The following is a 14,971-nucleotide window of genomic DNA, read 5'->3' as shown; positions in this document are numbered from 1 at the left end:
CTAGCGGCGGGTGCAGTTCGGCGTCTTGGTGCTCCTAGCGCATCGACCAAAGCCGCCTGACGCTGCCAGAAGAGACTTCACCGAAAATCTCGGTTGTATACGCGAAGGCCCTGCCGTAAGGCTCATATGGTCGGACAGCTGACTGGACACGAGAGCTACACAGCCAGTCAGCGGCAGTCACTTCCCCATTACCCATCAGCCGGGAGGAATTCTCTCCCAAGCGCGGTGCGCGATTAGGGCGTGAATTCGACCGGAAGGCGCCTGCCAAGGCCCACTTTCATGGGATGCCTGTCAGACTTTGGCACGTTACATTTCGGGGACGACATGGACCCAGCCAGAGGTGTCCAGCCAGGCCGTGTCGCAAGGAGCGCCCTTGAATACAGACATGTCAGTTGGCCACTCGCAGGATCCATGTCCGGACCTTCCCATTGAACGCGGCCCGCACGAGCGCGGAGTGGGCAAGTGGGTGCCCCAAGACAAGCACTTCTATCTCACCCGCTACCTGGACGCCACGCGCGAAGCCCGCAAGAAGTTCAAGCAACGTGTGCTCATCGACCCATTCTGCGGCCCCGGCCGCATTCAGGTCGAAGGCGAGAATTTCACTCGCGATGGTGGTTCGATGACAGCGTTCCGCCAAGCGCTGGCTTCCGACGCGCCTTTTACCCGCGTCCTGGTGGGCGACATCGACGGCGAGCGCGTCCGGGCCAACGAGTCGCGCCTCGCTGCGGTCGGCGCGTCCGTGCAGAGCTTCACCGGGCCGGCCGTGCAGACGGTCGACTCCATGATCAGCGCGGTTCCGTTCGGTGCGCTCGCACTGGCCTACATCGACCCCTACAACCTCGAGTACCTGTCCTTCTCGATCATCGAGCGCCTCGCCAAGCTCCAGTATGTGGACTTTGCCGTTCACTTCAGCCTGATGGATCTGACTCGCAACATCGACATGGAGCTGGACCCAAAGCGGGATCGCTTCGACCACGCTTTGCCCGGCTGGCGCAGTGCCGTGCCAACCTCTGTGCTGTCCAAATCTAGCTTGCCGCGCTGGTTCTTCGACACCTGGTGTCAAACCATCGAGGAACTGGGCTTCAAGGTCAGCGGCCAGATGCCTCTGATCACTGACGGCAAGGGCCGGTCGATCTACCGGCTCGTCTTCTTTTCTCGCCACGCCCTGCCCGATCGCATCTGGGGTGATATCGCGCGCAGCCGCAATCTCGACCTCTTCTGAGGTTACTCGCCCAATCCGCAGCTACATCGCGGCACAGACCGTGTCCACCCATTTGATTAATTAGTGGACGCTTGTCCACTAAACTCCCCAGCATGGCACGCCCCAACAACGACCACGTGCACCTGCGCCGTCTTCGCGACATTTATGCCCGCATGGGATGTTTTCCCTCGTACAGCCGGATGGCAGAGGCGCTCGGCTTCAAGGCAAAAAATGCCGCGTTCAAGTTCACTCAGCGATTGATCTCCAGCGGTCACCTGGCGAAATCGGTCGGTGGACGACTCGCGCCGGGGCCGGAATTTTTCACACTGGACCTGAGCGACGACGAAATACGCGCTGGATTCGGCGCGGATGGAAACGCCACGGGCCTGGTACAGGCCCAGGCGCTAGACCAGCTGCTGGTGAGCCGACCATCCAAGACAGTGTTCGTGAGAGTTCGGGGAGAGTCGATGGTGGACGCCGGGATCTTGGGTGGTGACATAGCCGTGGTGGAAACGAGTGCGCGGGCCGCCCACGGTGACATCGTGGTGGCCGAGATCGATGGCGACCACACGATCAAGGAATACAGGACAGCCCGCGGGCGGCCTCAGCTGATGCCGCATGGTGCGAACCCACGCGCCGTAGACCCTCGTGACACGTTGAACATCATTGGCGTTGTCAGAGGAATCGTTCGAAGTTACAAGCCGCTTGCGTCGACGAACGCTAAGCTCAACCAGCACGGGAAACGCCAATGACGACCACCAGCAAGATCGAATGGACCGAGCAGACCTGGAACCCGACCGTTGGGTGCACCAAGATCTCGCCCGGTTGCAAGCACTGCTATGCGGAGGCGATGGCCAAGCGTCTCAAAGCCATGGGCACGCCGGGATACGAAAACGGATTCGCGCTGACCCTGCTGCCTGAGCGGCTGAACGACCCCATCAAGCGCAAGAAGCCGACGGTCTACTTCGTGAATTCCATGTCGGACCTGTTCCACGACCGGGTGTCCGATGCTTACATCGGCAAGGTGTTCGAGGTAATCGCGCAGACGCCCCAGCACACCTACCAGATCCTGACCAAGCGAGCGGCCCGGATGGCGCGCTACTTCCGTACGCGCTCGGTACCGGACAACGCGTGGTTGGGCGTCTCGGTGGAGGACCGAAAGTACGGTGTGCCGCGCATCGACCACCTTCGCACCGTGCCCGCCTCGATCCGGTTCCTTTCGGTCGAACCTCTGCTGGCCGATGTCGGCGAACTCGACCTGACGGACATTCACTGGGTCATCGTTGGCGGGGAGTCCGGACCGAAGGCGCGTCCGATGAAAATGGAGTGGGCCGAGGCCGTGCGGACCCAGTGCCAAGAGCAAGAAGTGGCTTTTTTCTTCAAGCAGTGGGGTGGCTGGGGCGCCGACGGCAAGAAGCGGGCAAAGGCCGCCAACGGCCGCGAGTTGAACGGCCGGACCTGGGACGAGATGCCGGCAATGGTGGTACAGCAGGTCGCTTCTGTCGGGGTGGCACCACAGCGCGCTTGATTCCTGGCGCTCGCGGGGGCACATTCCGCGGCAAGAGAACAAGAGCGCGCCCGGCGCGCCACGCGATGCCACATTACGACTGGGACTGGGGAACCCCGCCACCGCTGCTCAAGCGGCATAGCGAGGTTAAGCATTCGCTCTTGCGCAATTACCTGGTCGAGTACTTCCTGACCTTGGTGCCAATGCCCCAGCAGGACAAGATCCGGTTGACCATCGTAGACGGCTTCTGCGGCGGCGGGCTGTATGTGAATGAGTCCGGGCAGGAGGTGCCGGGTTCGCCCCTCGTGATATTGGAAGCCATCAAGGAAGCGGAAGCGCGTGTGAACATGCGGCAGGAGCGCCGCAAACCGGTCCGTATCGACGTCCAACTCATCTGCATCGACGAGTCCCGACGAACGCTGGACCACTTGCAACGCGTGCTGGAAGCCCGCGGCTACGGTTCGGCGCTGCGTGACGGCAATGTGCAATTGGTCAAGGGCAAGTTCGCGGACCACTGTGCCTCGGTCGTCCAGCGTGCGCACGAGCGCAGCCGCCAATCGGGACGTGCGCTGTTCGTGCTCGATCAGTACGGGTACAAAGCCGTGCCCATGCATTGCCTGCGGGACATCTTTGCCAGACTCAAGCGTGCCGAGGTCATTCTTACTTTCTACATTGACTCGCTGCTGAACTACCTGAGTGGCGACAACCTGGCGCACTTCCAGCGCGCCACGGGCATCACTGCGCGCGTACAGGCCGCCGAACTCGACGAGCTCAAGCTATCCCCGCGTTGGCGTGTCCATCTGCAGTCCTCGCTCTACCAGAGCTTGACGGCCCAGTGCGCTGCCCAGTTCTACACACCGTTCTTCGTCAGGCCTGCGCGCGGGCATGGCGACTTCTGGTTGTTGCACCTCTCACAGCATTGGAAAGCGCGGGACGTCATGGCCACCGCGCATTGGACGCATCACAACCACTTCGCGCACTATGGCGATGCCGGCTTTCACATGTTCAGCACAGGCTACATCGACAAGCTGAACGATGAGCACAAGCTACAGATGGGTTTCGATTTCAGCGAAGTGGCGGCCGAGGTGAGCAACGACACCATGATGGAACAAATCCCTGCCCTGCTGTTCGATGGTGCAGAGGGCATGACCTTCGAGCAATTCTTCGGACAGCTCATCAACACGACACCGGCCACGCGCAGCATGGTGCAGGCCGCAGTCCTGGAGCTTCACCGGAGCGGAGAGATCCGGGTATTGGACGAACACGGCGGCGCATCTAAAGCCCGAGTCCGGATCAAAGCGGACCATGTCCTGCGGCTGCCGTCACAACGCACATTCGGTTTTTCTCTCTGACCTGCTCAAATACGACGTGGGAGCGGAATGCCGCATCTCGCAAGAGTGCGGGAGGTTCAACGAGGAACTAACCGCCGCAAGATCGGTATTTGCTTGCTCCCGGCTCAAATTTTTTGAAAGAACCATGATCGGGTTGACCTTGCCGCTCATCAACAGACACCCATCGATCGGCTGGCGCCGACCCAAAATTCGTGACTGATGTCGTGCCAGCGGTAACTCCCGCCAATGCCTTGTGCAAGGAGTGGGAGGCGCAGCAGACCTACTGCGCCTCCTGGGACGCGCCGTACCTGGGTACACCTTCCATCGTCGTTCTGGAAGTAAGTGCCCGAGAGCCTTCGACGGGTGCTCTTGGCCCAAAAACGCCGGGGCAGCAAAGGCCGCTTCACTTCATCCTGGTCGAGCGGCGGCTCAACTTCACGCGAGCCGAAGACGGCGAGATTGAAGAGGCTCGCATCGATCTGCGGTATTCCCGGATCGGCGGATGGACAACGGACTCGCGCAGCGAAGCCAAGGGCTCCATGAGTGCCGGGTATTCTCGCCGTCTCAACACCATCAGTCTGGCCAAGAGCCAGGTCAACGGCACGACCGGGGCCGTTTTTCTGACGATGCAGGGAGGTATTCCCCGAGGCGTGCGCATCGGCACCTACCTGATGAACGAAATCGTCGCTTGGGCCAAACACTGGCCCGAAGCCGAGGTGCAGCACATTGCGCTTGTGCCGGGCCAAGCCGTCGACGAGGAAGACCGCCGAACCCGCAATGCGTTCTGGCGGAAGTTTGGCCTGAAGCTTCGTTTCGATGACCCCCAAGAGCGTGGCGGCCACTCCCTCCCGATGAAGGCGGCAGACCTCACCCCCTGCACCAGATGGAAGCTGAACATCACGGTCACGCCGCTGCTGAAGTTTGCGGCGCAGCAGCAAGAGGCGTTGGCGAGTGAGCGTCAGCTCAACAACCGGTTGAACAGCAATGCCAAGGATTTGGAGATTGAACGTCTGGCACAACGCCGCCACCCGTTTCTCTGGGCTTGGAAGGTCTTTTACGAAACGCGGATCGAGCCTTTCCAGGGGAGATTCGTCACGCTGTTGCTGCTGGCGAGCCTCATCTACGGAATTGGAAGATTGTTCTCTTGGTGGGGTTGAATCTAGGGTGAAGCTGGCAGGGGCGGCATTGATCGGTCAGGTGGTGCGCGCCACCGTGGTTCCTGCTTGCCAGGCATCCACCTCGCAGCGCAGGTAAAAATACTGCCTGACCCCATTCAGCGTCGGGCCGCAGACCGGGAGAAGCGGGCAGCCTTGCATCCAGGCTTTTGGGCTTTGACTGCAGCCGCGGGCAATATCGGCTAGCGCGACATAGGTGCTGCGAAACCGCGCGATGTCGTCGGTGCAGATGCGCCGACCGCTTCGCGTTTTCCTCGGGCCCTCTTTCGCTTCTTCCGATCGATGACCGGCCGCATCGATGTGCGATTGCAGGAGGCCCGTGCGCACCAGCCCATAGACCACTTGTTGCTTGAGCCCGAGCATGCGTGCTGCTTCGTCCACCGACATTGTCAAAAAGACAGGCCGCCTCATCGCTGCGATGAATCTTTTCACAGCGGCAACATCGAGCATCAGATCTCCCAGTGCCGACGCTCCGGCCTCGCGCTCGAATGCGACAAGGTCGCCCCGACAAACCGCATGCACCAGCGTGCAGAACTCGAACGCGCTCAGGTGCCGGTCCCGAGCGGCCTTGCGCACCGATGCTGCCTTGACAGTAATGCCTGCGTGCACTTGCCGGTGCGCAGGCCGCCACGCAGCCAGCGTGGCTCTCTTGATCTTCCACCGTGTGCCCGCCTGATGTGAAGACCCAGGGCCGGTGTGTTCTCCTGCTGAGGCTTGAGGAAGCACCCTGTTCGCACAGTGCTCGTCTTCAGCCAGGGCGAGACGATGCTGATCGTGCGCAAGAAGCTGTCGCACCCGCTCGGCTGGCAACGCGAGCAGTTGCGCCGCCTCGTCCAGGCAGACCAGGGCCGCAGCATTCGATGCGAGTGACCCGATCATCTGCGCATGAACTGTTCTGAACCGCCGGCCTTTCGGCGACAGGGTTTCGTGAGCAACGAGCAGGCCCTGCTGCACGAAATGCGTCGTGGTCGCCGCGTCGGTGCGCGACAGCACCGCTGCTTTCCCCAGGCTCATGCGCGGATGAGTCTGGATCGTGGATTTCTGGAGCGAGCGATTGCGCTTGCACAGCAGCCCCCACCAGTTGTCGTGAAGATAATTTTCGAACGCATCGCGCAGGAACTGGAAGCACGGTGATGGCAGCCGACGGTAGAGCACCGCGTAGATCGGACCGAACGCGCGCGCAAGACTGGCGGTGTTGTCTTGCATGGCCGCCGCGTCACGCAGTAGCGCATGCAGCCCCATAGGCCAGCCACCAAGAATCCGCGCCGCCGCCTGCGCGTATGTCGTCGCCACTACCAGGTCGTCCAGGCGCGCTGCCTGGCCTGCCCTGGCCGGGCGAGCCGAGCTGGCGAACGCGCCAAGGTAACGCACGAGCTTGAACCACTGCGCGGCCGTCCCAGGGGACGGGCCTGATGGGGTGGCAACTGCAGTCCCCGATCCCGCCTCCGATGGAAAACCGGGTGCAATGTCTCGCTCAAAAACCGCATCTGCAATGAACGCAGTCAGGTCGACCAGATCGCAAGACGCACCCCGCTGCTCACCTGCATCCAGTCGAGCGCCACAGCGGCAGCGCAGGAGATCGCCCCGCTCCATGCGCTGTGGCGCGCCGCAAGCCTGGCAGCGGTCTCGCAGGAGGCACGCATGCCGGGTGCAGACACAGCACAGCTTGAGCCGCCATTCACGCCGGATGTAGCCCTGCTCCCTCAGGCATGAGGGACACCAGCGCATCCTGGCCTGCAGGAAGTCCTCCCTGCTCAGCCCATAGAGCCGGTTGTCCGCAAGCCAGCAGGCCGGCACGTCACTGGAGTGTGAGGCGGTTGAACGAGGCTCACTGCTGTCGCGAGTGGCGGAGACCAGATCGACGTCCAGCCGCATCTGCAACGCATGCATGTCGGCACCCGAGCCGTCGCCGGCCCCGCGCAGCGCGCGCCAAAGCCGCCGGGGAGGCGCTAGCGCGTTGGCTGCCGATACACGTATGAGGTAGGCATATTCTGATTCGTCTCGGTGACGTGGTGGTCGAACCAGCAGTAGGCCGCGCTGCAGTCCGGCCGCTGACACGTCGTCTCGAAAGTGCAGGATGTCCAACGCGGTACCCCGTGATAGTCGAGAATTTCGCACAGATGTTTAGGCCGCAACCCATCGGGCAACGCCAGCTCACGGACCAGCCGACGAAAAGTCCCTCGGTGCAGGCGCGGCTCATGGAGCATTCGCATGGCCTCGACCAGGCTGCCCGGCTGCGGCACCAGGGGAGACCGGGCAATTTCCTCAGCCATCGCCGGCCAGGTGCGGTGCAGGTCTTCTCGCACGTGCGCCCCGTCGGCGTGCATCAGCCGCGGATTGAAGTACAGCGCCTGGCCCGGGCGCACCGGCGACTCGCATGCCTGCAGCGTGCGCGCAAGGCTTTCGCGCACAAGGTTCAGGCATGCCGACATGGGCGCCGCTGCCAGCGCGTCTTGGACACGCGCCAGACCCTCGTCCTTCAAGCCGAAGACCAGCCATCCGGCGCGATAGCGGAAGTTCCACAGCAAGAGCCGTCTGGTCAAGCGGTCGCGCTGCGCATCGCTGTAGGCCAGCCATCGTGCCTCCCACCATCCCGGGGCGTGCCGGACCACCTTGCCGCGCTTGACGCGCCATCGGCTCTTGAAGAAATTGCCGATGCGCGGTTTTGGCGGCAGGCGGCGCAGCTCCTCGCGCAGCGCGTGCCCGAACGCGAGCGCATCCGTGATCTCTTCGACAGGGTATGACGTCTCGCAGGACGGTTCACACGATGGTTGACACGATGGCTCACCCTGGACGCCCGGCCCGGAAAGACGCAACTGCACTGCGGTCGCGAAAACCTGTGCAGTGCGCCACTGCGCCGGGCTGCAGGAATTTGTCTCAGGCTCAAGGTCTTGAAGCGGCTGGCCGCATGTGCAGGTCCACGCGAGCAGATCATTCCAGTTCAGTGCCCCGCGGCATTTCGTGCATCGCCCCTGCAAGGGGAGGCGATGTTCCGGGCAGACCTGGACCAGCGGAATCTCCCATAGCGCTCTGTGCAGGCGTTTGTGTCTGATGCAGACTGAGCAAACACGTGGCGACATGACCAATGGTCCCCACCACGTTTTCTTCGCGCGCAAGCCAGCCTCAAAGGCTCTGTACGCGCTCGGGCTCCAAGCCAGCGTCCCTGCGCCGTTCGACTCGGATGGTGCGGTCTGGCTCGAAGGCTGACCCAGGTGCAGCCACGACTGCGTGGACACACCCTGGTCCGCTGCATTCGACAGTTGCGGGACGACCCAGTCCGGCAACATGTGGCCGTTGGCACCGCACAGTCTGACGAGATAACCGAGGGTGCTTTCTCCAGCCTGAGCGCGCGGGCGCACAGGGAAGTGATCCAGCGCAATCACGTGGTTTCTCGACGACCCCGCCAGCGGCGGCCCTGCATGGGCTGTACGGGTTGTGGGCGCCGGCGCGCCCTCGCGCAAGGTCTTCTTGATGGTTCGAGCGCGCCTGGCTGGCTGGGGCGGCGGTTCTTGCCTGTCTTGCTCGAGCCCGTCTTGTTCGTGCCCGTCTTGTGTCCCTGCCGTCATCCCCCTCTCCTGCGCGGGGCCCCGGCCCCGGCCGCGTCGCCCCGCTGGAACGGCTCGCCTCCGCGATCAAGACGGCGGAACACGAACTTCGGGTTGAAGGGGTTGAGCGGGCCGATGCCCTCCTGCCAGATCTCGTAGGTGTACACGTCCTCCAGCGTCTGGAGATCGATCATCTTGCAGTGCGTGCGCGATGCCAGGCGCAGCGCCGCCCCCAGGATCTTCTTGACGTACGCCACTCTGCCGTCGGTGGCGTAATGGATGCGCATCGCCATCTCCTGTGTCGAGAAATTGATGTAGTCCAGAGGTATAGGCAGCGTCTGGCCAAGCGAGATGAACAGCTGCAGGCACTCCTCGTGAATGGTCATCTCCTCGTTTTGTCCGAGCGCCAGGTGCAGCCGCCTGGAAAACCGCCGGCGCAGCTGCTCGTTCGTCTGCAGAAGCAGCTCCAGGCGCGGCAAGCCGAGGAACACCGAAGGCTTGGCCGTCTTGTCGATGAAGCTCTTGATCCAGTCACCGACCATGTAGTGCGTTGCCGCCTGGCCGCGATCGTGCAGATGCTGCGCTTCGTCGAACAGCGTGATCTGCACCCCGCACGCGCGATGAAGGTGCGCAATGCGCATCATCTTGTCCGCGGTCGAGCCCAGGATGGGCCATGGGTCTCCAAGGCTTTCCAGCATCGCGCTGGCCATGCCCGAGACCGTCGCAGCCGCCGGGATGGGGACATACAGCACGGGACAGATGTCGCGCTCGGGCAGTCGCTCGCGCGGATAGCGGGTTTCAAGCAACTGACACAGGCTGCTCTTGCCGGTCCCGCTTTCGCCCAACACCAGGAGGTGCTGGGCGATCTGGTGAGACTGGTACATGGCGATGGAGTCCTCCACTGCTGCCAGCGCGGTATTGAACGGAGGAAACTCGATGTACTCCTCGTCAAAGCGTTTGAAGGCTGCGTACTCGTCGATCATCATGATCCCCTCGCGTCGCGAGGTTGCGGCCTTGCGCCCATCCGGAAGCTGCCCAGCGGGGGCGGCAAGCTGAAACCCTTGACCTCTGGCGGACTGGCTGCGCTGCGCGGGCCCGATGTGCCATCCTTGTCGTTGGCGGCCTGCGCGGCAACCTCGATCTTTGGCGACGGGGCGCCACTGGGACTGGGAGCGACTGGGGGTAGCGCTTGTTGTTGCAGCGTGGCAGAGTCGTCGCCACGCATGGCGGCGCCCTGGCGCCGCTTGCTCTGCTTCTTGCTCTGGATGAGCTGCGAGACGGCCTCGGAGATCTGGGCCTGCGCTTGGCTTGCGGAGACAGGACTGCTTTCATTCTCCTTTTGCACTTCCATCATCAGATCGTGCTGCAACGCGGTGAGTCCCTTGGCGTATGCGTGGTTCAGCGCCGGGACCACGATGGGTTCCGTGCTGTCGGGGCCCCAGACAAAAACTTCGCCAAGATCATTGGGGTCGTGCAGCACGCGCACCTTGGTGCCCACGCCGAACGTGTTGAGAACGGGCTGAAGCGCGTCGCAGTTGTACTGGATCTTGTTCAGCGTAATTCCGTCCGGCCTGAGCGACCGCTCACTAATCAGGCCGATTTGCCGGCGCAAGAGGTCCAGGTTGGCAGGCAGTACCGGCTCGTTCATCGCGGCACTCTCATGCCATTTGGCCCACGGACTCATGCGGGCCAGACCGCGATGAGGGCGCTGCGCGTACACGTCGAGCAGCCATTTTTCGAAGACGTGCAAGAACTCTCCAAGGGTCAGGACGGTGTGTTTGAGAGGGTCATAGTCACCGCGCTTGTGAAACCGCGCCAAGCTCGTGCCTGGAAGCTGGTGGGCGAAGGTGTAGTTGACGGTCTTGAGGAACCGCTCGATGGCGCCTTTGTACCGAGGTTGCCGCTTGGGACAGTACTGAATCGTGATGCCCAGTCCCAGGGCGACGAGTTCAAGGTCATCGCCATGGAACTCCAGCCCGTTGTCCACGACCAGCGTCAAGGGCAGCCCATAGCAGGGCCAGCCATGTTCGACTCTGATGCCAGCTACCACAGGGTTTGCCGGGTGCTTGGGCATGACCGCATGCCGCAGCGCGCCCATGACTGCCGCGGCGCTCGCGCCTCTATAGCTCAGGTAGTAGCCTAAGGGCATGCGGCTGTGTCTATCGATGATCATCGTCAACATCGGACGACCCAACGGCAACGAGGTGCGCTCGTCGATGAGAAAAAGATCCAGCGGCGTGTGGTCGACCTCCACGCGTTCGAGGATGCGCTGCGTTCGCGGCCCCAGGCCGACCGTGCGAAACCGGCGATCGGCCGCGGGCTTGCCGTCGTGAAGGATCGCAAGGTCGTAGGCCCCCAGATCGGCCATCATGCGGTAGACCGTTCGCATGCTCGGGGCGACCAGCTGGTCATGCGGCAGGCGGCGCTTGTTCTCGATCTCGATGCTCGTGCTCAGCGTGTCGTAGACCGTCGTCACTGTCATGGCAGGTGACTTCGCAAACTCTTTTTCCACCACCTCCACGAAGATCCGCTGCACTTCGTTGTCCTGCTTGGAATGCCGGCGCCCACGCAGATCGGTGCGCGGAACCAGGCTTCGGGTCTCACCCGACGCACGAAAGCGCGCGTACCACCGGTAGAACGTTGCCAGGCTGGGCGGCTTCAGGTCGTTCAGCTTCTCGGCGATGCCGGCAAGGATGGGCTTCAGGTAGTGGGCCGTGAAGACCGGCTTGCCCAGCTCGAGCACCTGCGTGACGTAGCGCCACCTGCGCGTTGTCTCGTCCTGCATCTCCTTTGGGAGCTCCTGCAGCGGCCTGCCGAAGAATGGCCTGCGCGCCGGGTGCTGGTCGCTCGCTTCTGGTACGACGATGTCGCCGTTGGAGTAGGCCTGCAGGATCCGCGAGCGGGTCACCTTCTGCGTGGCCCCTGTGTCGGCCTGTTCGACGATGAGCTCGTCGCTCGGCAGCAGCCGTTCGATGAGGAAAGGGGTGCCTTTCCACTCAAAAGCCATGCGCTTGCGAAACATGAAACCAGTCATGGGCGATCTCCTTGGAAAGATGGATGGTGGTGGACGGTCCGACGGGCGCATCGAGGGAGCAGCGCAGGAAGCCGCCGAGCAGCAGGCTGAAAGCGTTGATGCCCGTGGGGGCAAGCAGAGAAGGCAGGGCGTCAAGTCGAGCGGGTAGACAAGCCGCGATCGACGCGGTGGCCACCGCCGCAGCCGCGGCGCTGGGCGGCCCCCGGTGTGTCTGGGGTTCGAGCGCCTGGCGCTGCAGTGCCAGGCGATAGATGCCCTTCAGTGTGGACAGACGTGGCTCCAGACGCACGACGTCGTCTGTCAGCACGGCGAAATTGACCCCTAAGCGACACAGGTGCGACTCGATGTGGTCCAGGCGCTCACGCCTTGGTGCTTCCTTGAGCCCATCTGCGTACATGACCTCGACCAGGATCCTCTCGCCACTGCGCAAGAGCAGCTCGAAGGCCGGCGTGTAGCGCCGCAGGCGCGCTCCGTGCGGGTAGCTCAGGGCGCCCGGCCGCTCCTGAAAGCTCGCAATGAGCGGAGATGTTTCGAAGAGGTAGATCGCATCAAGCTCGAGCAGGCCTCGGTGATGGACCATCCGCGCGTTCTTGCGGCTTGGAAACTTGCCGCGCACGATGCCTCCGGACGGGCTGATCCGCCTGCCATTGGCAGGGATGCTGGTGGTGAGGGTGCTGCCAAGCGTGCTGGCGTGCAAGGTTTGGCCGGCGCGCCGGCCGCATGCGGGTGTATCGGGCATGGGTGCTCCTTGGCACGCAGCGCCGCGAAGGCCCTGCGCACCGATGGCGTTGTCGATAGGCCTGTTTCTGGGCATGGCTGCGCCCACGCCGGTCAGGGACCGGTCAAAAAACAGGTGGTCAGATGAAGGTTTTCGACTTGACGCTTGCAGGAGCGCTGCCAGATACTGCGGTTGCAAGCCGGTGCGTATCTCTGTGCGATGCGTTCCCTAAGAAGCGGATCAGGCCGAAAGGCTTGGTCCGTTTTTTTAATTCATGGCGGCCTCCTCGCCCTGGCGGCGGCGCAGCCGCCGCACAGGCTTGTCGAATTCATCGTGCGGCTGATCGCTCATGTTCAGCACACTGAGCAGTGCCTGCACGGCTGCAGGGCCCAGGCGCGGGAGCTTGTCGCGCAGTTGGTTGACCAGAAGGTAGAGGTCCTGCGGCGCGTCCGTCGCAATCTCTACCTTCCTGCCTGAAGCCTTGAAAGCCCAATCAAGATTTGCCTGTTCCATCGGCGACAGCTGCAGCGTGGCCACCAGTCGATCGACGAACGTCGGCAGTGGCGGTCCCTTGTGTCCGTTCTCCAGGGCCGAGATGTAGCTTTGGTCGCAGCCGATCAGGCTGGCCAACTCGCTCTGCTTCATCTGGCGGCGCATTCTCAGCGCTTGAAGGTAGGAGGAAAACGGACTCATCGGGTGCGGGCTTGGGTTCCAGTTATGCACGCGCAGAGTAATGTGACGGACCGGAATTTGCAACAAAAAAATGCCAAAATATCCTTTGTTTTCAAGCACTTAGCGTTATGCTGCATATTGCAGCGACAAAGTTGCGCATTTCGAAACGGCTAGATGATGCGTTTTGTAATCACCCTTGGCATGCGGTTTCGGCGAACTCAGGGGGCCGGCCTGCGCCACACGCCACCTTGCCTTGTCACTTCCAGCAATTCGCCGTTGCAAATGGGGTTGCCTGCATTGAAGGACCAGAAGCTGGCCATGACCTGCCTGGCTGTCCACTGTGGGTGCGACAGGACCAGGCGCACCGCCTGCATGAACTGGCCGTGGCTGAAGGCGTAAACCAGGGATTGCGGGGTCAATGCCTGGAGCATGCTCAGCGTCTGGTCGACCCGGCCCAGAAAATCTTCGAAGCTCTCCGCGCCCGGTCCGTCGCGGTAGGTCGGATCGGCGGTTCTCCAGAAAGCCTCGATGTGCGGCACCCGCTCGATTCGCAACGTTCCGTTCCATCGGGAGGGTTCCAGATAGGTGAACTCCTCCATGGGTAGAACCTTCACCGGCACGCCTGGAAAACGCGCGATCGTCGGTTCGGCGGTCAGCCGTGTGCGCAGAAAAGCCGAGGTTGCGATCAGATCAGGGCGAGCGTGCCAGCTGTGCGCGAGCGTGGCTGCCTGAGCGCGTCCCAACGCGGTCAGCGCCATCGCCGAATGGTCGGCGGCCGCAGCGCCGGCGTTTCCCGTGCTTTCGCCGTGGCGAACGAAGATGACTTTCAACGCGGTTCCCCTTGCCTTTGGGCTGCGGCGCATACAGGGGGGCGGCTGCCGCGGGCAGCGCGGCTGTCTAGATTCCTGCGTCCGCGATCAGTTCTGCAAGGGGCAAGCCCAGCGCGTTGGCAACCTGCACAAGCTTCATCACGCTCGGATTTTGATTGCCGCGCTCGATGGAACTTATATAGGAACGCTCGCTGCTGCTGACATCCGCCAACCCTTCCTGAGACAGTCCGCGGGCCTTGCGAGCCCTGCGGATGGCTGCTCCCAACGCGACGAGCACGGTGTCGCCAGCGAAGGAAGGGGATGGGTCAGGCATACCCCCAAATGGTTTCGTAAAGTATACGATCGGACTACGTCAGATATGACCCAAAAACGGGTTTGGAGATAACGACAATGCTGCGCGTTGAGGACTGTTTCGAATGGAGGGATTCCGTGTTGCGAGCTCGCGCGCCGCAATTTCGGCAATACCACGTGGTCGAGCAGGTGTTCGAGCGCCCGCTCTGGTTTGCTCGTGTGCTCCCGATGCAGGAGCTCGAGCCCCCCGGGGACTTGCGCCGCTGGAGGCGCTACATATCGTCGAGCACCCGCGGGCTGCTGGGCATCGCGACCAGTCCGGACTGGGAGCGTGTGCAGGTCCATGTGATGTTGCCGGACTTCATGTCGACCCAAGGTGACGTGAAGCTGACGAGATGCACCGGCATTTGGGATGCTGTGTCGACCGGGGGGCCTGCGCGCAGCACTTGGGTGTTCGAGACCGACTGTGGTGCATTCACCGATCCGGAGTTAGGTCTGGATCTAAGTGATGTGCGCCGGGACACGCTTTGCTGGAGAGATTGCGAAGACGATTGGGACGAAAACGGCGGCCTCAAGTTCTGAGGATTGCGTCTAACCAGACGATGCCGGGACGCCACGCGATTTCGTCTTGAAGGCTGCAAGTTTTGTCCTTCTAAGCTAAGCCGAC

At 62.5% G+C, this 14,971-nt stretch carries 14 protein-coding genes; 6 read left to right on the top strand and 8 right to left on the bottom strand.

Annotated features, from left to right (window positions below; all coding sequences use genetic code 11):
• Positions 1-373: 373 nt before the first annotated feature.
• The 5 genes from tcmP to ACWV14_RS00110 all read left to right on the top strand — a co-directional run bounded on the left by tcmP (position 374) and on the right by ACWV14_RS00110 (position 5,196).
• On the top strand, positions 374-1,222 hold the full coding sequence (gene tcmP / locus ACWV14_RS00130) for a three-Cys-motif partner protein TcmP (protein WP_454901650.1): 849 nt from the start codon (positions 374-376) through the stop codon (positions 1,220-1,222).
• A gap of 92 nt (positions 1,223-1,314) precedes the next feature.
• Entirely contained in the window at positions 1,315-1,953 is a 639-nt protein-coding gene (locus ACWV14_RS00125; protein WP_454901648.1) for a LexA family protein, read from the top strand.
• Positions 1,950-2,729: a DUF5131 family protein gene (locus ACWV14_RS00120; protein WP_454901646.1), complete on the top strand. Its 780-nt coding sequence runs from the start codon at positions 1,950-1,952 to the stop codon at positions 2,727-2,729. The genes ACWV14_RS00125 and ACWV14_RS00120 overlap by 4 nt, the downstream gene beginning before the upstream one ends.
• A gap of 65 nt (positions 2,730-2,794) precedes the next feature.
• Positions 2,795-4,060: a three-Cys-motif partner protein TcmP gene (locus ACWV14_RS00115; RefSeq protein ID WP_454901644.1), complete on the top strand. Its 1,266-nt coding sequence runs from the start codon at positions 2,795-2,797 to the stop codon at positions 4,058-4,060.
• A 191-nt stretch (positions 4,061-4,251) separates the two neighbouring features.
• Entirely contained in the window at positions 4,252-5,196 is a 945-nt protein-coding gene (locus ACWV14_RS00110) for a hypothetical protein (RefSeq protein WP_454901642.1), read from the top strand.
• Between the two features lie 36 nt (positions 5,197-5,232).
• Here the strand turns inward: ACWV14_RS00110 and ACWV14_RS00105 are convergent, their stop codons facing one another.
• The 8 genes from ACWV14_RS00105 to ACWV14_RS00070 all read right to left on the bottom strand — a co-directional run bounded on the left by ACWV14_RS00105 (position 5,233) and on the right by ACWV14_RS00070 (position 14,290).
• On the bottom strand, positions 5,233-7,272 hold the full coding sequence (locus ACWV14_RS00105) for a TniQ family protein (protein WP_454905974.1): 2,040 nt from the start codon (positions 7,270-7,272) through the stop codon (positions 5,233-5,235).
• Positions 7,164-8,597, bottom strand: coding sequence for a TniQ family protein (locus ACWV14_RS00100; RefSeq protein ID WP_454912669.1), 1,434 nt, complete (start codon positions 8,595-8,597; stop codon positions 7,164-7,166). Before ACWV14_RS00100 ends, ACWV14_RS00105 begins: the two co-directional genes overlap by 109 nt.
• Before the next feature lie 179 nt (positions 8,598-8,776).
• Positions 8,777-9,742: a TniB family NTP-binding protein gene (locus tag ACWV14_RS00095; protein ID WP_454901640.1), complete on the bottom strand. Its 966-nt coding sequence runs from the start codon at positions 9,740-9,742 to the stop codon at positions 8,777-8,779.
• A complete protein-coding gene (locus ACWV14_RS00090) occupies positions 9,742-11,793 on the bottom strand; it encodes a Mu transposase C-terminal domain-containing protein (protein WP_454901638.1) in 2,052 nt (683 codons plus the stop codon). Before ACWV14_RS00090 ends, ACWV14_RS00095 begins: the two co-directional genes overlap by 1 nt.
• Positions 11,756-12,532: a hypothetical protein gene (locus tag ACWV14_RS00085; RefSeq protein ID WP_454901636.1), complete on the bottom strand. Its 777-nt coding sequence runs from the start codon at positions 12,530-12,532 to the stop codon at positions 11,756-11,758. Before ACWV14_RS00085 ends, ACWV14_RS00090 begins: the two co-directional genes overlap by 38 nt.
• 246 nt (positions 12,533-12,778) lie before the next feature.
• Positions 12,779-13,303 carry a helix-turn-helix domain-containing protein gene (locus tag ACWV14_RS00080; RefSeq protein WP_454901634.1) on the bottom strand — a complete coding sequence of 175 codons (525 nt, stop codon included), beginning with the start codon at positions 13,301-13,303 and terminating at the stop codon, positions 12,779-12,781.
• A 98-nt stretch (positions 13,304-13,401) separates the two neighbouring features.
• A complete protein-coding gene (locus ACWV14_RS00075; RefSeq protein WP_454901632.1) occupies positions 13,402-14,013 on the bottom strand; it encodes a histidine phosphatase family protein in 612 nt (203 codons plus the stop codon).
• A 67-nt stretch (positions 14,014-14,080) separates the two neighbouring features.
• Positions 14,081-14,290, bottom strand: a complete 210-nt coding sequence (locus tag ACWV14_RS00070; protein ID WP_454901630.1) for a helix-turn-helix domain-containing protein — start codon at positions 14,288-14,290, stop codon at positions 14,081-14,083.
• A gap of 113 nt (positions 14,291-14,403) precedes the next feature.
• Between ACWV14_RS00070 and ACWV14_RS00065 the strand changes: the two genes are divergently transcribed.
• Positions 14,404-14,886 carry a hypothetical protein gene (locus tag ACWV14_RS00065; protein WP_454901628.1) on the top strand — a complete coding sequence of 161 codons (483 nt, stop codon included), beginning with the start codon at positions 14,404-14,406 and terminating at the stop codon, positions 14,884-14,886.
• Positions 14,887-14,971: the final 85 nt, after the last annotated feature.

It is taken from the genome of Variovorax durovernensis, from assembly GCF_977011995.1.
Note: the sequence above shows the minus strand (reverse complement) of the source record. Positions and strands in the feature narration are given on the sequence as shown.